Here is an 18,400-nt window from a genome sequence, read left to right on the forward strand (position 1 = left end):
CCCCTGAATTGGAAAACCGCACTGAGCCTGAAGCCCGGAAGGGGAAAGCGCTATATAGAGGTAAGAAAGCTTTGAAATAAGATGTCTAAATAGGCCCATGACTATCACTCCTTGTGGTTCCATGTCACTCGCGTTGAATTAGCGCAATATTATGTCGTCCCGTCGCCGAGGGCAATGTGACCCACCTTCCAATTGGGAAAACTCAATGTGCGCCTCCATTCAAACACTGGCCTGAATGGCGGTCAGTGCAATGGTGTACAGAATATCATCCACAGACGCACCCCGAGACAGATCGTTCACCGGCTTGCGCAAGCCCTGCAGCATGGGGCCGATGCTGACGAGGTTGGCGCTACGCTGTACGGCCTTGTAGGTGGTGTTGCCGGTGTTCAGGTCCGGGAAAATAAACACGTTGGCCTTGCCCGCCACCGGGCTGTCCGGGGCCTTGCTTTTGGCGACGGACGGGACGCTCGCCGCGTCGTATTGCAGAGGGCCGTCGATGACCAGGTCCGGGCGTTTTTCCTGGGCCAGGCGGGTGGCTTCGCGGACTTTTTCCACGTCGCTGCCGGAGCCGGACTTGCCGGTGGAGTAGCTGATCATGGCGATGCGCGGGTCGATGCCGAAGGCGATGGCGGAGTCGCCGGACTGGATGGCAATGTCGGCCAGCTCTTCGGCGTTGGGGTCCGGGTTGACGGCGCAGTCGCCATAAATGACCGGCTGTTCCGGCAGTAGCATAAAAAAAATGGAGGAGACCAGTGCGGCGTCCGGTTTGGTTTTGATCAGCTGCAGTGCGGGGCGAATGGTGTTGGCGGTGGTGTGAACGGCGCCGGAGACGAGGCCATCCACATCGCCCTGGGCGAGCATCATGGTGGCGAGCACAACGGTGTCTTCGAGCATGGCCTCGGCCATGGGTTCGGTCAGGCCTTTGTGTTTGCGCAGCGCGACCATGGGGGCCACGTAGCGGGCGCGGACGGTTTCCGGGTCAATGATTTCCACATCGTCCGGCAGGGTGACGTTGTGGCTGGCGGCCACGCTGTGGATGTCATCGGGTTTGCCGATGAGCACGCAATGGGCAATTTTTTTCTGGTGACACAGGGCGGCGGCCTGAACCGTGCGCGGTTCATCCCCTTCCGGCAAGACAATGCGCTTTCCGCCAGCCCGGGCGCGCTGCACCAACTGATAACGAAACGCCGGGGGCGAGAGCCGTTTCTCCAACTTCACTTGGGTGCGTTCAATCAGCCAGCGGGCATCCAGGTCCGCGGCGGCGGCATCCATGACGTTGTTGATCCGCTCGACGTCGTCGGGCGGCACTTCGGTGTTCATGTTGTTGAGCTGCTGTGCCACCTTGAAGGTGTTGCCGCCGACGAGCATGACGGGCAGGCCGGTTTTGAGCGCTGCCTGGCACAAGGTCATGACTTGGGGGTCGGGCAGGATGCTGCCGGTGAGCAGAACGCCCGCCAGCGGCACGCCGTTGAGTGCCGCCATGCAGCTGGCGACCAGGATGTCTTCCCGGTCGCCGGGAATCACGACCAGGGTGCCGGCTTTCAGGGTCTGCAGCATGTTTTTCATGGTGCGGGCGCAGACGGTAATGTTCTGGACGCGGCGCTCCAGCAGTTGCCCTTCGTTCAACACCTCCGCGTTCAGGTAATCGCACACGTCCCGCGTGCGCGGGGCGACCAGGTGTGGGTGCCAGCGAACCGCACCCAGGCAACGAAACCGGTCTTGAGAGAAAACCGGCAAGGAGGCGATGACCCGCTCAAGGCCAATGTCGACCGGCGCATCGTCGTTGGGCTCTTCGTCCGCGAGAACCTGTTGGTTTTCCAGGTCCGGCGCGCCCACTTTGTTGAGCACACAGCCGAGCAACCGGGGGTTGCCGAAGCCGCCAAACAGGCTGGCCGACATCTTGATGCGCTCGTTAAGTTGCGCGGTGCTGTCGGCGTTTTTCGCGGCCACAAGAATGATGTCCGCGTCCAGCGCTTTGGCCATTTCCTGGTTGAGGCGGTCGATGTAGTTGTTGTCCGCGAGCGGCACCAGCCCCTCGACAATCACCACTTCCGCCTCACCGGCGGATTGCTGGTAGACCTGAATCACATCCTCCATGAAGGCGTCGGCCTTGCCCTGGGCGAGTTTCTGCTGGGCATCGACCAGCCGCAAGGGTTCGGCCGGCCTTAAACCCAGTGTGGACTGGGCCATATGGGTGGAGCGTTCCGGGCCACGATCGTTGCCCGAACGCTGGGCAATGGGTTTGCAGAAGGCGACCTTCACCCCCAGTTGGTCCAGGGCCCGAACCAGCCCGAGGGACACAGACGTCAGGCCGGTGCCGGCGCTGGTGGCGGTGATGAAAAAGGTGTGTTGCACAGCCGTTTACTCCGCTTGCGTTCAGTGGTGTGTCAGTCGATAGGCGTCGTTGGCGATGACCCATTCCTCGCGGGTGGGTATGACCAATGCCGCTGGCGAACCGGGGGTGGTAATCCGGCCCAGGTCGTCACCGTGGTGGCGGTTCAGGTCGGCGTCGCACTCGAACCCGAACAATGGCAGATGCTTGAGTACCTGCTCGCGCACCGGCACGGCGTTTTCCCCGATGCCGCCGGTAAAGACCAGTGCATCGACACGCGTGAGGCTCGCGGCCAGAGCGCCAATATGACGGGCGAGCCGGAAGCAGAAGACATCAATCGCCCGCTGGGCGTTGTCGTTGCCCGACGCCGCCGCGTCGGCGAGGGTGCGCATGTCGTTGGACAGCTCCGAGAGCCCCAACAGGCCACTCTCCCGGTTCAGCATAGCCGTAATTTCGCTCAGCGTCAGACCCAGCCGCTCGGCCAGAAACTCGTGCAGGCCCGGGTCGACATCCCCGCTGCGGGTGCCCATGACCAGCCCTTCCAGGGGCGTCATGCCCATGGTGGTGTCCACCGAGCAGCCGTTGCGAACCGCCGTGGCGCTGCAGCCATTGCCCAGGTGCGCGGTGATCAGGCCGTGATCGTCCGGGTCCAGCTCGAGGCGGCGCACGGCTTCCCCCGCCACATACTGATGGCTGGTGCCGTGAAACCCGTAGCGGCGCACACCCTGCTCCCGATAGAGGCGAATGGGCACGGGGTACAGATAGGCTTCCGGCGCGAGCGTCTGGTGAAAGGCGGTATCGAACACCGCCACTTGAGGGGTACTCGGGTACAAGCGCTGCATGGCGCGAATGCCGAGCAGGTTCGCCGGGTTGTGCAGGGGCGCCAGGCTGGCGCAGCGGTCGATCCCCTCGATCACGCCCTCGTCAATGACCACCGACCCGGAAAACGCCTCGCCCCCGTGCACCACACGATGACCGATGGCGACCGGGGCTCCCATGCTATCGAGCAGGGCGTGCACTTCACGCAGCGCTCCTTCGTGCCCCTGGTCGGGGATCTTGCGGCGCTGCTTTTCCCCCTCGCCGCGCCAGCTCAGCAGGGCGTCGGGCGCCTCCAAACGCTCGGCCAGCCCGGAGAGGACCTCGCGGCCGGACTGCATATCGAATACCGAGAATTTGAGCGACGAACTGCCTGAGTTGATGACCAGGACAGGGGAATGAATCATGAACGACTCCGATAAAACCACGTCAGCTCCCAGTGTAGCTTGTGGGGGCGGGGAAGGTGAATCAATACAAAAGGGGTACGCCGGGCTACCACCCGCTTAACGCTGACAGTCCACGCAATACACCGTGGTGCGGTTGTTCATGCGGATTTCCTTGAGCGCTTTGCCGCATTGCTTGCAGGGCAGTGTGCCCCGACCGTAAACCATCAGCTGCTGTTTAAAATAGCCGGGCTGGCCATCGCTGCCAACAAAGTCCCGCAAGGTGGTGCCGCCCTGTTCGATGGAGCGCTGTAGCACAAAGCGGATATTGTCCACCAACAGTTCGTACTGCTTACGGGTCACGGTGCCGGCTTTTCGAATCGGTTTAATGCCGGACAAATAGAGGGCTTCGTTCGCGTAGATGTTGCCCACCCCGACCACGGTTTTGCTGTCCATCAGGAACTGTTTGATGGGGGCGGTGCGTTTGCGGCTGCGTTTGAACAGGTATTCCGCGGTGAATGCCTCGCTGAGTGGCTCCGGCCCCAGATGCGCCAAGAGCGAATGCGCGAGCGGGTCCCCCTCGACCCAGAGCATGCAGCCGAAGCGGCGCGGGTCGTAGTAGCGCAGAATGGTGTTGCCGAAGGCAATGTCGACGTGGTCGTGAAAGCGCGGCGGTTCCTCGGGCTTGACGATGCGCAGGCTGCCGGACATGCCGAGGTGTATCAATAAATTGCCGTTACCGAACCGCAGAAGAAGATATTTCCCACGGCGCTGGATGTCGAGCAATTGTCGCCCGAGGATGGTGTCGGTCAGGGTGTCGGGGATGGGCCAGCGCAGGCTGGGCTGGCGGATGTCGACTCCGGTGACTTTGCGGCGTTCGATGTGGGGGGCGATACCGCGCCGGGTGGTTTCGACTTCGGGTAGTTCGGGCATAGGGGGTTTTGGGGCCTGTGTTGCTGAGCCCGAACTATATCATGGAAGCGTTACTTATCTGAGGGCGTCTGGGTGAAGACGCAGGTGAAGATGCTACCTACGCCCATCTCGCTGCTGATCTGGAGTTCGCCGTCGTGGCGGAGGAGGACGTGTTTGACGATGGCCAGGCCCAGCCCCGTGCCGCCGGTGCCGCTGTTGCGGCTTTGTTCGACGCGGTAGAAGCGCTGGGTCAGGTGCGGGATATGCTTACTGTCAAAACCCGGGCCGTTGTCACGGACCGAAAAGAAAACCTGGCCGTGAGCCTGCCACAGACGCATGGCGATTTTGCCATCAGCAGGGGTGTACTTGACCGCGTTGGTGACCAGGTTTGAAAACGCACTGTGCAACTCCTTTTCACTACCCAGCAACTCCAATTCTTTGGATTCGCACTCCAAAGTGATCTCCTGATTTTTTTCGCCGCTGAGTGCCTGGGCTTCCGACTTGATGCTTAACAGCAACGGCTCCAGCTTGACCGGTTTGTGGTTGTAGCCGGACTCGGTGGTTTCGAGCCTGGAGAGGGTGATCAGGTCATTGATCAGCAGCGACATCCGTTTGGATTGCTGTTGCATCTGGTTGAGTGCCCGCTTCCACGGCGGACTCAAGTCGGCGCCGCTGTCGGACAGGGTTTCCAGGTAGCCGCTGATGACGGTGAGCGGGGTGCGCAATTCGTGGCTGACGTTGGCGACGAAGTCCTGGCGCATCTGCTCCAGCTTGTGCAGCTGGGTCACGTCGCGCACCACGATCAAACGCTCGTTGCGACCAAAGCGGGTGATCTGGAACTGCAGCTGTTTGGCGGTGAAACGGGGCGAGGGAATTTCCAGCGGTTCACCGTAGTTGCCCTCTTCAAAATAATTCACGAAGCGCGGGTGGCGGATGAAGTTGATGACCGACTTGCCTTGATCACTACTATGGAAGCCGAGCAGGCGTTGGGCCGATGGGTTCCACCAGTCGAGGCAGCCGCGCCAGTCGAGAACGATCACCCCGTCGCGCAGGGCGGAGCTGGTTTCCTGGACCCGGTTGATGACCGCCTGCAGGCTGTTTTTTTCCTGCATTTGTCGGCGCTGGAGGTGGTAGATGTTGTCGAACAGGTCGCCCCAGATGCCGCTGGACTCCGGCGGGGGCTCGTCGTTCATGTGCAACAGCCATTTGTTGAGACGGCGAATCTGCCAGACCATCCAGGCGACATAAAGGCCGCTGCCGGCCAGTAACGCCCAGACGACGTGGTCGAACCAAAGCCCGACCAGCGCACAAACGGAAAGCAGAATCAGCAAACGTCGGAGTTCGACGCTAAACCCACGAAGCAAAATAACCGGCCTCTTTGCGGCGTCGGTGTGCCGACCCCGCGCCTAAAAACGAATTCGTGCCCCTACCGGCCTGCAATGCCGGGCACGGGTTTTCAGCCCGCCTGGACGGAAAACCGGTAGCCGGTTCCGCGAACGGTCTGCACCAGATTTTCGTGATCATCCACGGCGAGAGCTTTGCGCAGCCGACGGATATGAACATCCACCGTGCGCTCTTCCACATAAACATTGCCGCCCCAGACGTGGTCCAACAGCTGGCTTCGAGTATAGGCTCTTTCCTGGTGGGTTAGGAAGAACTCCAGCAGGCGATATTCCGTCGGCCCCATATCCACCGGGCGGTTGTTGATGGTGACCCGGTGACTTCCCGGGTCCAGGCACAGCCCCTGTACCCGGATGGGATTACCGTTGACCTGTGGGTCGGCCCGACGCAATACCGCTTTGAGGCGTGCCACCAGCTCACGGGGGGAGAAGGGTTTGGTGATGTAGTCATCGGCCCCGACCTCCAGGCCCTGGACTTTGTTGTCTTCCTCGCCCTTGGCGGTGAGCATGATGATGGGCACTTCCGCCGTCGACTCCTCGCGTTTGAGTCGGCGGGCCAGCTCGATGCCGCTGGTGCCGGGCATCATCCAGTCCAGCAAAACCAGATCGGGTCGCTCGTCGACGGTCAGCTCCAGTGCTTCCTGGGCATTGCTGGCCTCAATGCATTCGTAATCGGCCATTTCCAGCGCGACTCGCAACATATCGCGGATCGCGGCCTCGTCGTCAACTATCAGAATCCTGCGCCCTGCCATAATACCTGCCTGTCATCAGTCGTCGATCGGGACGAGGCAAAACGCCGACGTCCCAAGGCTGAGAATCAACCTTTGCGCCAGCGTATTTAATAAACTCAGTGTTACACAATTATGACAAAAGCGGAATTCAGGCGGAATGAACCAAAGAATTATGACAAAGCGAGGTCAAGGACGATGCCCACAAAGACGGCGAAGCCTACCCAGTTGTTGTTCAAGAAGGCCTTAAAGCAGGGGGCCCGTTCGCGGTAACGAATCAGATATTGATGGTAAACGAAGAGCCCCGCAGCCACCGCCAGCCCCAGGTGATACCAGAGCCCCAGCTCAAAACGCCCTCCCACCATCAGCAGCGCGTAGAGCGTCAACGCCTGGAGCACGCCGATCATCACCCGGTCCATATCGCCGAACAGCACCGCCGTGGATTTGATGCCGATTTTCAGGTCGTCGTCCCGGTCCACTATGGCGTAGAGGGTGTCATACACCACGGTCCAGAGTATCGCGGCGGTGTACACCAGCCACACATCGGTGCCCAGGGAGCCCCGCTGGGCCGAGAAGGCCATGGGAATGGCCCAGCCAAACGCCGCCCCCAACACCACCTGGGGCAAGTGGGTGTAGCGCTTCATAAAGGGGTAGCAGAAGGCGAGCGCAACGGCGCCCAAGGACAGCAAGACCGTGAACCGGTCGGTGAGCAGCACCAACCCGAACGCCACCAGACACAGGGCGACGAACAGGGTCAAGGCTTCCCGCTCGCTGACCTCCCCGGTGGCCATGGGGCGGGCCTGGGTGCGTTTGACGTGACCATCGAGATGACGGTCGGCATAGTCGTTGATCACGCAGCCGGCCGAGCGCATGACAAATACGCCCAGAATAAAGATGATCAGCAAGTCCCAGTCGGGAATCCCCCCGGCCGCCAGCCATAGCGCCCACAGCGTGGGCCACAGCAACAGCAGGGTGCCGATAGGGCGGTTCATCCGGGTCAGCCGCCAATAGGCGGAGAGCCGGTTGCGCCAGTCGATCGAAGAACGGGACACTGAAGACTTGGGGCTCATGGGTTCAACCGTTGTACGAAATCGGGCAAAAACACCTCGCTGACCAGCAGCGGGCGACGATCCAGCCGGAATACCGAGCGCCTGCCCCACAGGGGCCTGCCACCCTGGAGGGCCTCGGGCACATAGCCACAGCGTGGACTGAGCTCAGCCACTTCCAGGGGCTCGCGCTCCAGATCCGGCTGGCGAAACAGGAAGCCACCCAGAGGCCGGGTATCCAGCAGGCGCAGTTGGCGCAGGCGCCCTTTCAGACTGCTGATGGGCAACAGGCTGCGGGCGAACACCCATGGCTCATCACACCCCCAGAGCACCACTTCGCGCACCAGCGCCCAGCGACCGGAGGCCATTCCCAGAACCCGGCCCTCGGTCTGATAGGGGCGGGCCAGCCCCTGAGACAGAACCTGGACGCGGAACCGGCCCTGGCTGCGCGCCCTGAGCGCGGCGGTCAGGGAGCCCTGGTCCAACAGCCAGGGCCCCAGCGCGGCCGGCCAGGGCGCGGGGGAGCGGGCTCCCGCCCAGTGCCAGCGCGGCTCACGCCGGTCCGGAAAGCGGGCGGTTTCACCGCCGCTGGATGCTCGATGCAGGGCTTGAAGCAGCGGTTGGTCCTGAGTCAAAACACCTCCTCTGGGGCTCGAAACCGGGTGCCGACGACTCTCAGGCACCGAGGGCCGCTATTCTAACAGCTTCCTTTCCCGATGCAGGCCATCGGCAAGCGGCTTTACCCAACCGCCCCGGGTTGCTTTAATGGCTCCTTTTGGCCAACAACACCGATAAAAGAGCTTCCTATGAGCCTGACCAAACGCATTCTGCTCGCCATGGTTCTGGGCGTCGCCACCGGCGTCCTGATTCATCTGATCGCCCCCTCTGAGGAGCATTTCCTGCGCGCCTGGCTGGCCCGGGGGCTGTTCGATGGCATCGGGCAGGTGTTCGTCCGCTCGCTGACGCTGTTGGTCGTGCCCCTGGTATTCGTTTCTCTGGTGTGCGGCAGCGCCGCGCTCGGTGGACACAGTCGCATGGGAGCCATGGCCGGTAAGACGATAGGGTTATACTTGGCCACCACGGCAGTGGCTATCACCCTCGCCCTGGGCATTGGCCAACTGGTGAAACCCGGTGAGGGTATCGACATGCCCGGAGAGGTGGAGAACTTCTCGCCCACCGACAACCCTTCGATCAAAGACACGCTGGTGAACATTTTCCCCAGTAACCCGGTGGAGGCAATGGCCGAAGGCAATATGCTGCAGATCATTGTGTTCGCCCTGCTACTGGGCCTGGCCATTTCCCAAAGCGACCACAAAGCCTCCCACTACATGCAGGAGTTTTTCAATCACCTGAATACGGTGATTCTGAAGTTGGTCATGATCCTGATGCATTTGGCTCCCTACGGTGTGTTCTGTCTCCTGGCCAAGTTGTTTGCCAACCTGGGTTGGCAAGCGATTGCCGACTTGGCGCTTTATTTCTTCACTCTGTTATTCGTGCTGCTATTGCACGGGTTAGGCACCTATTCCCTGCTGCTCAAGTCGTTCACCCGCCTAAGCCCGACCACCTTTTTTCGCAAGATGTGGTCGGTCATGGTCTTTGGTTTCAGCACCGCATCGAGCAACGCCACAATTCCGGTAACACTGCGCACCGTGGAGAAGGACCTGGGCGTGGACAACCGCGTAGCCTCTTTCACCGTCCCACTGGGCGCGACCATCAATATGGATGGCACGGCGATCATGCAGGGGGTGGCGACGGCGTTTATCGCGCAGGTGTATGGGATTGATATCAGTCTGAGCGGTTATCTGATGGTGGTGCTGACGGCGACACTGGCGTCGATCGGTACCGCCGGGGTGCCCGGTGTGGGGATGATTACTTTGGCGATGGTGCTCAAGCAAGCGGGTCTTCCGGTGGAGGGTGTGGCGTTGATTATCGGTGTGGATCGTCTGTTGGATATGGTTCGCACGGCGGTGAATGTGACCGGGGATGCGATGGTGTCGACGATTGTGGCCAATAGCGAGGGGATGCTGGATCGCAAGCAGTTTGAGCGGCCTTTGGAGTCTGATAACACGTAGGGCTGGTAAGCCGCAGGCGCACCTGCCATGGGGGTTAGAGCCAAGTCCGGCCCAAGGTGGGGTACACCCGTTGTAGACCCGCCGTGAACCCATCCATGGGGGCTTCTCATCGGCATCCATGCCTCAGAGAGTCTACAACGGGTGTACCCCACCTTGGGCCTCAGTGCCATCGAATTCACTTTTACACGCTTGGGTCAGTTGCTCCCACAGGTCAAAATTGGCGCTGAGGTTCGGGGTGAGGTGCACTCTTCCCGGACCGTGGAGCGCGGGACACGCGATTCGAGCCTACAGGGACGTATTTACGGCGTGTCCGGGAAGAGTGCACCTCACCCCGAACCGGACCCATTAACTCCGCACTATGGGAGTATCAATCGAACCAGGCGCGGACTTTGTCGGGGAGGGGGCGGGATTTGCCGTCGGCGCCGACCCAGACGACTTTTGAATGGGCTTCCGCGCAGGGTTTGTTTGGCTCCTCCTCGGTGAACATCCGGAAATACGCCATAAAACTCGAACGGCCCGGGTCCACCGCGTAGCAGTCGAGCCGCATCGTCGCGGGGTAGACCACTGGGCGCAGGAAAGTGCAGCCCACCGTAATCACCACCGGGTAACTCTCAGGCGTCATTTTCACGCCAGCGGCGGACAACCACAGAAAGCGGGCCTCCTCGCAATAGCGCAGATAAAGCGTATTGTTCAGATGCCCCAGGGCGTCCATATCGCCCCAGCGCATGGGGATCTCGCATTGAAAATGCGGTTCTTCCGGCAGCTCCGGCCGTTGGCTCGGGTCCGTCACGACTGAATCCTCGCTTTGAATGACACACTCAACTCGCCGAGCTCCCCGAACAACACCCGCACCGGTTCTTCCAGCGGCGCTTCCAATACGCCGGCGTAAGAGCCGGTAATCACGAATTCACCGGCCTTGATTCCCTCGCCCCGCTCGCGCAGAAAGTTGACCAGCCAGTACAGCGGGGCTCGGGGATGGGTGTTGGGGTGGCGGCCCTGATGGACCTCCGGCGCGGCGCTGCGGGTGCTCAGGGTGATCGTGAGTTCACTCGCCTCCCGGGCCATGTCCGGGTCCACCTCTGGGCCGACGAACAGACCCTGGTTGAGCAGGCCATCCGCCAGCATTTCGGGGAACTCCGCCGCGGCGGGATCGGAGTAGCGGCTGTGGATCAGCTCCAGCACCAGATGGGTGTGAGCAACGGCCTCATCCACCTCTTCTTGGGTGTAAGGTTCGGCGCGAGCGGGAAGATCTCGGCCCAAGACAAAGGCCAACTCGGGTTCAATGCGGGCGTGGCCCTCGGGGGCCCAGACCGACACGGGGGCCTCCCGGTGGATGTCCTGATGGTGGATGGGTGCCACCACCAGACGGTCCGGCGGCGGCTGCAAACATTTCCAGCCGCCAATACTCGCGCCCAGATCGCGCGTGACTTCACTTTGTATCGCCAGTGCGGAATCCAGATCAGCAGGGCGGCAGTCCTCGGGCAATCGCTCAGCCTGGACACCGCTGCGGCGCCTCTCTGCCAGAATGCGGGCCGCCTTGGCGACCCCGGGCGGGTTCAACATAGCGTCATCTCTCGGGTGTTCGGGCCACCGTGTTGGTTGGCCCCGCGCTAATGATGGTGGCGACGGTGTTTAGCGGGGGCTGAGCTGTAAAGCAATATGATCCAGATCGTCCAGGGACTCAATGACGTTGACCACTGTCGCCTCGGCTTTTTCCCGGTCCAGGTGCAGGTCGGCAAGCACCCGCTCAGGAATTTCCAGCTTGGGCCCCAGTCCTATTCCCTGCTGCAACAATAATCGCTCCGCAACATAGATCAGCTTGGCGTATTGGTGATGCTGGCCCTGATAATCCGGGTTGCTCTGATGGCGAAGCGCCACCACGACCTCCTCCGGCATGGACCAGAGCGACATCAGGGTGCTGGCCAGTTGCTCGCGGGTAATTCCCAACAGGTGGCGCTCGATGGGCTGGTGGGTGCTGTGGGGGTTGGCCTCGGCCATGCGGCAGTACTGGCTGAAGTGGGGCGGAAACAGTTCGGCCAGAATCAGAAAGCCGAAGTTGTGGAGCAGCCCGGACAGATAAGCCATCCCAAAGGTCGGCCGCCGCTCGCGCGGGATGGCGGTCACCAACCCCTCGATGGTGGCAGCGGTGTAAACGGATTTCTGCCAGTAACCGAGGTAACCCTCGGGGCCGTCTTTGGGCATGGACAGGCTGCGTCCCAGTGCCAGGCCGAGGGCCAGGTTGAGGACCATGTCGAACCCGAGCACACGCACGATGGCATCGTGAATGGATTTGATTTTGCCCGGCGCGGAGTAATAGGGCGAGGCCGCCCAGCTGACGACCTGAGCGGCGAGACTGGGGTCGGTTTCGACCACCTGGGCCAGGTCGCTGATGTCCGCGTTCGGGTCCACCCGCAGGTTGATGATCCGCTGCGCGGTTTCGGACAACGGAGGCAGCTCCAACGTCTCTTCAAGCCGCTGTTTGATGCGCAACTGAGTGAAGCTGCGCACCGCTCCCATGATCTGTTCTTCGTCCCGCTCGGCATTGATATCCTTCTCCAGGGTATCCAGCGGCGTGGCAATATCGCAGATCAGCGCATCTTCCAGGACCTGCTGGAAATCCTCGCGGTTGAGGTGCAGCAGTTGAGCATCGTCGCCGGAGTCGAGCAGCAGGCTCTCCTTTTTCAGCAACTGCTTGTCTACCAGAGTGGGCAGGCCAGCCAGTTTGGGCAGCGCCGGCACTGACTGCAGGCTGTGGGTATCGCAGAACTGGCGCACCGCGTCCTGATTGGTGGCCCGCAGCTCCCGGCCCAGCTGGCGATTGACGGCGTTCAGATCAAGCAGGGTGTCGGCGGAAATCACCGCCAGGATGCGTCCTTTCTCGTCTTCCAGCAGTACCGCTTTGGCGGCGCCGACATTGCGCAGGTGTTGATCGTGCCAGAGGAGTTGATTATTGGCATCCACCGGCGTCAACGCCAGGTCGTAGTGGATATTTTGGCTGTTCAGCAGAGATTCTACGCTGGAAGGTAGCGGCACGTTTGACTCCTTTTTGTTCAACAGACGCCCGTCTTTTTTGTTCAGACTATTCAGAAGTTCTGATCAGAGGTTCTGACTCGGCCATTGTCGCCAAATAAAACAACCCTTTCATGACAAACAGTGTGTAAGAAGCGCTGGCCATGATCAAGCGTTTTATTTTGGCGACCCCAAGCAAGACCGGGCGTCGCGAGCATTTTTACAATGACAGTTTAGCTGATGCACGTCGCCCCGGTGTCGATTGACGCACATTTTGACATTCGTTTTCGCAGAGCGCTTGCCCTCTGCACCGGGTCAATACCGACATTCCGACTCGAGCTCAGACACGAAGGTAGCGACGATTTTCACCCAACCAACGCTCCATGATCGGATTGCACAGGGCGGGGTAACGCTCCAGCAACTGCCGCGCGCCCTGCTGGACCCCGGGCAACAATTCGGCATCGCGCTGCAGGTCCGCTATCTTGAATTGCATATCCCCGGTCTGCCGGGTGCCAAGCACTTCCCCCGGACCGCGCAGTTCGAGATCGCGCTCGGCAATCTGAAAGCCGTCACTGGTATCGCGCATCACACCCAGTCGTTCCTTACCCTGGCGCGACAGGGGCGAGCCGTAGAGCAGCACACAGTGGCTGGCCTGGGCACCGCGGCCGACCCGACCACGCAGCTGGTGCAGTTGGGCCAGACCCAATCGTTCGGGGTTTTCGATGATCATCAGGCTGGCGTTGGGTACATCCACCCCCACTTCGATCACAGTGGTGGCTACCAGAAGATCAATCTCGCCCGCTTTGAAGGCCGCCATGACCGCCTCTTTTTCCTTGGCTTTCAACCGACCGTGGACCAGCCCGGTGCGCAGATGCGGCAGTGCCGCCGCCAAGTTTTCCGCCGTCGCTTCGGCCGCCTGAGCGGCCAGGGTTTCCGACTCCTCGATCAGGGTGCAGACCCAATAGGCCTGGCGCCCCTGCTCGCAGGCGCGACTGACCCGCTCGATCACCTCGGGGCGACGCTGCTCGCCGATGACCACGGTGGTGACCGGAGTACGCCCCGGGGGCAATTCGTCGATCACTGACGTATCCAGGTCCGCATAGGCGCTCATGGCCAGGGTTCGGGGAATGGGCGTGGCGGTCATGATCAACTGGTGAGGGCGCAGGCCGCCGCGACTGCCCTTCTGGCGCAACTCCAGGCGCTGGTGCACCCCGAAGCGGTGTTGCTCATCCACAATCACCAGGCCCAGGTTGGCAAACTGAACCCCCTCCTGAAACAGCGCATGGGTGCCCACAATCACTTGCGCCTCGCCGCTGGCCAGACGCTCCAGTTGCGCGCGCCGCCGGGCGGCGGTCAGTCGGCCGGTCAACCAGCCCAACTCAATGCCCAGCGGCTCGAGCCAGGCACCAAAATTGTTGCGGTGCTGCTCGGCCAGAATTTCCGTGGGCGCCATGATCGCCGCCTGATAGCCACTGGCCACCGCCGTCAGGGCCGCCAGCGCGGCAACCAGGGTTTTGCCGGAGCCCACATCGCCCTGCACCAGGCGCAACATGGGTAGGGGCTTCGCCAGGTCCTGGGCGATCTCGGCGCCCACCCGTTGTTGAGCGCCGGTCAATTGGAAGGGCAACGCCTTGAGAAAACGCTGTTGCAGCGCCGTGTCCGGTTTCAGCACCGGCGCGCCTTCGGCCTGGGTCTGGCGGCGCAGCAGCAACAGGCTGAGGTGATGGGCCAACAATTCTTCAAATGCCAGCCGCTGCTGGTAGGGGTGCTCACCCGCCATCAGCTGTTCGACGTTGGCATCGCGGGGCGGCGCATGGACATAGCGCAGCGCATCGGCGAGGGAGACCTGATCGAGTGCTCGTCGCATCTGCTCGGGCAGCAGCTCGCTCAGAGCGTGGCGATCGAGCCAAGTGAGCGCCTGCTCCGCCAATGCCCGCAGACGGGGCTGCGTCAGCCCTTCGGTGGCCGGGTACACCGGCGTCAGCCGTTGCTCCAGCGGGACGGCGTCGGCGCCGTCAAGAAATTCGTACTCGGGATGGTAGAACTCGAGCCCTGAAGCGCCACGTCGGCTCTCGCCAAAACAGCGCAGGCGGGTACCGGGGGTCAGTCTTTGCTTCTGGGCCCCCGAGAAGTGATAGAACCGTAGGGTGATGGTGCCAGTGCCGTCCTGTAGCCGACAGACCAGACTGCGGCGCCGACCGTAGACCACATCGGCGGCCCGCACTTCCCCCTCGATCACCGCATTGACGTTGGGCTGCAGCGCTCCGATGGGTGTGACCCGGGTGCGGTCCAGGTAGCGCAGAGGCAGGTGGAATAGCACGTCCTGAAGCGTATTCAACCCGATTTTGCCAAGTTTTTCGGCCAGCCGTGGCCCCACCCCTTTGAGGGCGGTGACCGGCATACGATCGAGGTTGGTGGCGTTCCCAGTCACGCCCGCGGCTCCCTATTGGCTCGCTTTGGCGGGCGTGTCTTCAGGGTCGCTCAGGCGGCACATGTTGATGGCTTTGCGCAGCGCTTCAATGGCTTTGTAGCGGGGAAAGCTTGCGCGCCAGGCCAGCGCCACCGTGCGGCTGGGCGCGGGCTTGGAGAAGGGCCGGGTAACCAGCAGGTTGGGCGTGTAATTGGCGCTGAGCGCCGCCGACATGGGCAGGATGGTGATGCCCAGCCCCGAAGCCACCATGTGGCGCAGGGTTTCCAGGGAGCTGCCCTCCGAAGCGGTGCGGATACGGCCGTGGGGATCCTCCATGGAGGACTGGAGGTTCGGGCAGGTGGCAAGCACCTGATCCCGGAAGCAATGCCCCTCACCCAACAACAGGACGTTGTGATCATCCAGGTCGTTGGGGTCGATTTCTTTTTTCTTCGCCAGGGGGTGATCGTGGGGCAGGAGCACGACAAACGGTTCGTCGAACAGCGGCTGAGTCACCACATCCGCCTCGGTAAAGGGCAGCGCGACGATAATCACATCCAGCTCGCCCTTGCGCAGCTTTTGACGCAGGGTCGCGGTATAGCCCTCTTCCACATACAACGGCATCTTGCTCGCGATCTTCTGCAGTTCGGGAATAAAATGCGGCAACAGGTAAGGGCCAATGGTGAAAATGGCGCCCACATGCAGGGGACTGCTGAGCTGGTCCTTGCCGGCGTTGGCGATATCTTTGATGGCCGAGGTCTGCTCGAGCACCAGATTGGCCTGAGCGACGATTTTCTCACCCAGGGGCGTGGCCTGAACCCGGGACTTGGAGCGCTCAAACAGCGCCACTCCGAGTTCCTCCTCCAGCTTCTTCACCGCAATACTCAGGGTGGGCTGGCTGACGAAACAGCGTTCCGCCGCTCGGCCGAAGTGCTGCTCCTGAGCGAGGGTTACGATGTAGCGCAGTTCTGTTAAGGTCATGCTGTTCCAGTCCCAGTGAGGCCCAGGCGACACCGTTGGGCCGCCGGTTCAATTCGAGACAAGTTTGCCCTTTTATGATCGGATACGCAAAGGTAAATAGCGAAAAACTATTGATGGTGGGATGCGGCGACCTCGGTCGCCGATTGGCCCATCGTCTGGCACCCAAGGGTTACGAGGCGACCGGCTTGCGCCGCCATCCGCCCGCGGACACCGAAACGTTGCGTTACCACGCGGCAGACACCGCCGACCCCGAGGCCATGAAACAGATACTCGCCGCCGGGTTCGATGTGATTGTCGTGACCATGACGCCCTCGGAGCGAGGCGATGAGGGCTATCGCCGGGCTTACGTTCAGACCTGTGAGAACCTGGCGGCCGGCTTGAAAGCCGTGGGGAAAACGCCCCGCCTGATTCTGTATGTGTCCAGCACCGGTGTTTACGGTCAAAACGAGGGCGAATGGGTGGACGAGAGCAGCCCCACTGAGCCCAACCGCGCCAGCGGCGAGCGGTTGCTGGAGGCCGAACGGGTCATTGCCAATAGTGGTTTTGCCCACTGCATTGTGCGCTTCAGCGGTATTTACGGGCCGGGGCGCAACCGCCTGCTGGACCAGGTCCGGCGCGGGCGGGCCACCCTGAGCGGACGCTACACCAACCGCATTCACGCCGAAGACTGCGCCGGGGTGATGGCCCACCTGATCGAACGCCACCGCCTGGGAGAATCCGTCGCGCCCCTGTACCTGGCCAGCGATTGCGAGCCCGCCCCGATGGCGGAGGTGGTCAACTGGTTGTCCATGCATCTGAAAGTCGACAAAGCGCGCTTCGCCCCAGACGAGGGCGGCCAGGGTAAGCGTTGCCTGAACCGCCGACTCAGGGATACCGACTACGAATTTCTCTACCCCGATTACCGGGCCGGGTATAAAGCGCTGCTGGCGGAGGAAGGCTTCTAGTGCTGGGTCACCCTTTGGCGCTATTGAAAGCGGTCAGAGAAAGAACCATCCGGTCACGGTGCCGTACATGATGAAACTCGCCCCCAGCATGTAGTAGCCCAGGGTAAACCACTCGGCGGTCATGTTCATGGCCGGACGCCACATCTGAACCAGCAGATAAATCGGAAAATAGTAGCGCGGCTCGATCAGCGGGTGGCTGATCACCGCGATGGGCGCGACCAGCAACAGCCAATAGCAGCGCTTGTCCGGATAGGGCATCACACACAGGGTCAGCGCCATCCAGGCGATGGGAATGTACAGCAGCGCCCGGAACACCACGTATTCCGACATCAAGTACAACAAGCCGTTGTGCATAAAGAAGTGAAAGAGGGTGTTGTTGTAGGGGTGTGGGTTGCTGAACGTCCCCATGTAAACCAGAAAGCCCCCCAGCACCGCCAGACCAATCCAGAGCCTGGCTCTGACGTTATGTCGGAGCGCGAGAATTCTGGGAATTTGTTGAATACACAAGGGGAAAAACAGCAGCCAGGCACAGGTCAGCATCACATACAGGTTACTGATGTTGAATTGAGAGATCTGATGGGCCGATCGATCCCCCACGGCGACGCCGCCGTTGTAAATCACAAAGCCGACGAACAGTAACAACAGGAGCGCCAGCGGAGCGCCGCGCTTGAGGGCGTTGCCCAGCAGGCGCCTGATCGGCAGAGGCCGGCGAAATTCCAGGTCTTCCGTGGCTACCAGCAAGTAGGCCAGCCCCACCCAGATGATTGAATCCTGACGCAACAGGACCGCGCCGAGCCCCGCCACACCCGCCAGGAGGTAATGCCGTCCGAGCGTCAGATAAAAACAGGTGCCGACAAACAGCAACGCCCATAAATCCGTATAAATCATAAAGAAATACGGAAACATTAACGGGGCGTAGAACAGTTGCAGGGTGCGCACGCTGGCATGGCCGGGCTGGTAGCGACGCACCGACTGGTAGAACACCGGCAGCACGCACAGGGCCACCATAAGATTGACCAGCCGCAACAGGTAATCGTGGTAATAGCCGAGTTGCCGCATTACAAACCCGATCACATAGTGATAGGTGGTGGGCACTGTAATGTTGTCGAAATGCTCCGTACCGCCGGTGTAATAGTGCCAGATTTGCGGAGCGTGGAAGCCTTCATCGGAAGCGGGGCCACCGAGGATACAGGAGAGCGAATAGCCAAGCGTGCAACCGGCGAGGACCAGCAGGGCAGTGTGCACGGTTTGTTCCGTATTGGGCGCAACGGAGACTTTGCGAATAGCGGACTCTTCCATAAGAGCGGCACCTGATTTTATTATCGAATGTTTTAAGGGTGATGGACCGAATACAGGAGCGATAGTCTACG

15 protein-coding genes are annotated in these 18,400 nt (G+C 61.3%); 2 read left to right on the top strand and 13 right to left on the bottom strand.

The genetic code is table 11. From position 1 onward, the window contains the following. Positions 1–219: 219 nt before the first annotated feature. From pta to G547_RS20990, 7 genes are all read right to left on the bottom strand, one after another. Entirely contained in the window at positions 220–2,355 is a 2,136-nt protein-coding gene (gene pta / locus G547_RS0110655; RefSeq protein WP_027329849.1) for a phosphate acetyltransferase, read from the bottom strand. Positions 2,356–2,376: 21 nt separating this feature from the next. Further along, a complete protein-coding gene (locus tag G547_RS0110660) occupies positions 2,377–3,555 on the bottom strand; it encodes an acetate/propionate family kinase (RefSeq protein WP_036188118.1) in 1,179 nt (392 codons plus the stop codon). 96 nt (positions 3,556–3,651) lie between these two features. Next, positions 3,652–4,464: a bifunctional DNA-formamidopyrimidine glycosylase/DNA-(apurinic or apyrimidinic site) lyase gene (gene mutM / locus G547_RS0110665; RefSeq protein WP_027329851.1), complete on the bottom strand. Its 813-nt coding sequence runs from the start codon at positions 4,462–4,464 to the stop codon at positions 3,652–3,654. A 50-nt stretch (positions 4,465–4,514) separates the two neighbouring features. Further along, positions 4,515–5,807: a phosphate regulon sensor histidine kinase PhoR gene (gene phoR / locus G547_RS0110670; RefSeq protein WP_027329852.1), complete on the bottom strand. Its 1,293-nt coding sequence runs from the start codon at positions 5,805–5,807 to the stop codon at positions 4,515–4,517. A 92-nt stretch (positions 5,808–5,899) separates the two neighbouring features. Continuing rightward, complete coding sequence (gene phoB, locus G547_RS0110675) at positions 5,900–6,595, bottom strand: phosphate regulon transcriptional regulator PhoB (RefSeq protein ID WP_027329853.1); 696 nt, start codon at positions 6,593–6,595, stop codon at positions 5,900–5,902. Between the two features lie 149 nt (positions 6,596–6,744). Further along, a complete protein-coding gene (gene ubiA, locus G547_RS0110680; protein ID WP_051235247.1) occupies positions 6,745–7,641 on the bottom strand; it encodes a 4-hydroxybenzoate octaprenyltransferase in 897 nt (298 codons plus the stop codon). Further along, positions 7,638–8,252, bottom strand: a complete 615-nt coding sequence (locus G547_RS20990) for a chorismate--pyruvate lyase family protein (protein ID WP_051235249.1) — start codon at positions 8,250–8,252, stop codon at positions 7,638–7,640. The genes ubiA and G547_RS20990 overlap by 4 nt, the downstream gene beginning before the upstream one ends. A gap of 171 nt (positions 8,253–8,423) precedes the next feature. Between G547_RS20990 and G547_RS0110690 the strand changes: the two genes are divergently transcribed. Next, positions 8,424–9,689 carry a dicarboxylate/amino acid:cation symporter gene (locus tag G547_RS0110690; protein WP_027329855.1) on the top strand — a complete coding sequence of 422 codons (1,266 nt, stop codon included), beginning with the start codon at positions 8,424–8,426 and terminating at the stop codon, positions 9,687–9,689. 367 nt (positions 9,690–10,056) lie between these two features. On the opposite strand, the gene G547_RS0110695 is transcribed toward G547_RS0110690, so the two are convergent. The 5 genes from G547_RS0110695 to G547_RS0110715 form a co-directional block, all read right to left on the bottom strand. Continuing rightward, the gene (locus G547_RS0110695; RefSeq protein WP_245573463.1) at positions 10,057–10,479 is read right to left on the bottom strand and encodes an acyl-CoA thioesterase; all 423 of its coding nucleotides are present in this window, start codon (positions 10,477–10,479) and stop codon (positions 10,057–10,059) included. Then, positions 10,476–11,252 (bottom strand): 2-keto-4-pentenoate hydratase, encoded by a 777-nt coding sequence (locus G547_RS0110700; protein ID WP_027329857.1) that lies wholly within the window; start codon positions 11,250–11,252, stop codon positions 10,476–10,478. The genes G547_RS0110695 and G547_RS0110700 overlap by 4 nt, the downstream gene beginning before the upstream one ends. 69 nt (positions 11,253–11,321) lie before the next feature. After that, a complete protein-coding gene (locus G547_RS0110705) occupies positions 11,322–12,722 on the bottom strand; it encodes an HDOD domain-containing protein (protein ID WP_027329858.1) in 1,401 nt (466 codons plus the stop codon). A 316-nt stretch (positions 12,723–13,038) separates the two neighbouring features. Next, positions 13,039–15,129 carry an ATP-dependent DNA helicase RecG gene (gene recG, locus G547_RS0110710; RefSeq protein WP_027329859.1) on the bottom strand — a complete coding sequence of 697 codons (2,091 nt, stop codon included), beginning with the start codon at positions 15,127–15,129 and terminating at the stop codon, positions 13,039–13,041. A gap of 12 nt (positions 15,130–15,141) precedes the next feature. Further along, positions 15,142–16,086: a hydrogen peroxide-inducible genes activator gene (locus G547_RS0110715; RefSeq protein WP_027329860.1), complete on the bottom strand. Its 945-nt coding sequence runs from the start codon at positions 16,084–16,086 to the stop codon at positions 15,142–15,144. Positions 16,087–16,160: 74 nt separating this feature from the next. Between G547_RS0110715 and G547_RS0110720 the strand changes: the two genes are divergently transcribed. After that, positions 16,161–17,030 carry an SDR family oxidoreductase gene (locus G547_RS0110720; protein ID WP_036188121.1) on the top strand — a complete coding sequence of 290 codons (870 nt, stop codon included), beginning with the start codon at positions 16,161–16,163 and terminating at the stop codon, positions 17,028–17,030. Positions 17,031–17,063: 33 nt separating this feature from the next. On the opposite strand, the gene G547_RS0110725 is transcribed toward G547_RS0110720, so the two are convergent. Further along, positions 17,064–18,329, bottom strand: a complete 1,266-nt coding sequence (locus G547_RS0110725) for a Dol-P-Glc:Glc(2)Man(9)GlcNAc(2)-PP-Dol alpha-1,2-glucosyltransferase (RefSeq protein WP_027329862.1) — start codon at positions 18,327–18,329, stop codon at positions 17,064–17,066. Between the last annotated feature and the right edge of the window lie 71 nt (positions 18,330–18,400).

The organism is Marinimicrobium agarilyticum DSM 16975 (assembly GCF_000423345.1).
Taxonomy (GTDB): domain Bacteria; phylum Pseudomonadota; class Gammaproteobacteria; order Pseudomonadales; family Cellvibrionaceae; genus Marinimicrobium; species Marinimicrobium agarilyticum.

What these genes read in the sequence shown, in the direction of transcription:
- ubiA (WP_051235247.1), bottom strand. Translation starts at nt 7,641, where the DNA reads ATGAGCCCCAAGTCTTCAGTGTCCCGTTCTTCGATCGACTGGCGCAAC.
- G547_RS0110725 (WP_027329862.1), bottom strand. Translation starts at nt 18,329, where the DNA reads ATGGAAGAGTCCGCTATTCGCAAAGTCTCCGTTGCGCCCAATACGGAA.
- G547_RS0110700 (WP_027329857.1), bottom strand. Translation starts at nt 11,252, where the DNA reads ATGTTGAACCCGCCCGGGGTCGCCAAGGCGGCCCGCATTCTGGCAGAG.
- G547_RS0110720 (WP_036188121.1), top strand. Translation starts at nt 16,161, where the DNA reads ATGATCGGATACGCAAAGGTAAATAGCGAAAAACTATTGATGGTGGGA.
- mutM (WP_027329851.1), bottom strand. Translation starts at nt 4,464, where the DNA reads ATGCCCGAACTACCCGAAGTCGAAACCACCCGGCGCGGTATCGCCCCC.
- G547_RS0110690 (WP_027329855.1), top strand. Translation starts at nt 8,424, where the DNA reads ATGAGCCTGACCAAACGCATTCTGCTCGCCATGGTTCTGGGCGTCGCC.
- G547_RS0110715 (WP_027329860.1), bottom strand. Translation starts at nt 16,086, where the DNA reads ATGACCTTAACAGAACTGCGCTACATCGTAACCCTCGCTCAGGAGCAG.
- G547_RS0110660 (WP_036188118.1), bottom strand. Translation starts at nt 3,555, where the DNA reads ATGATTCATTCCCCTGTCCTGGTCATCAACTCAGGCAGTTCGTCGCTC.
- phoB (WP_027329853.1), bottom strand. Translation starts at nt 6,595, where the DNA reads ATGGCAGGGCGCAGGATTCTGATAGTTGACGACGAGGCCGCGATCCGC.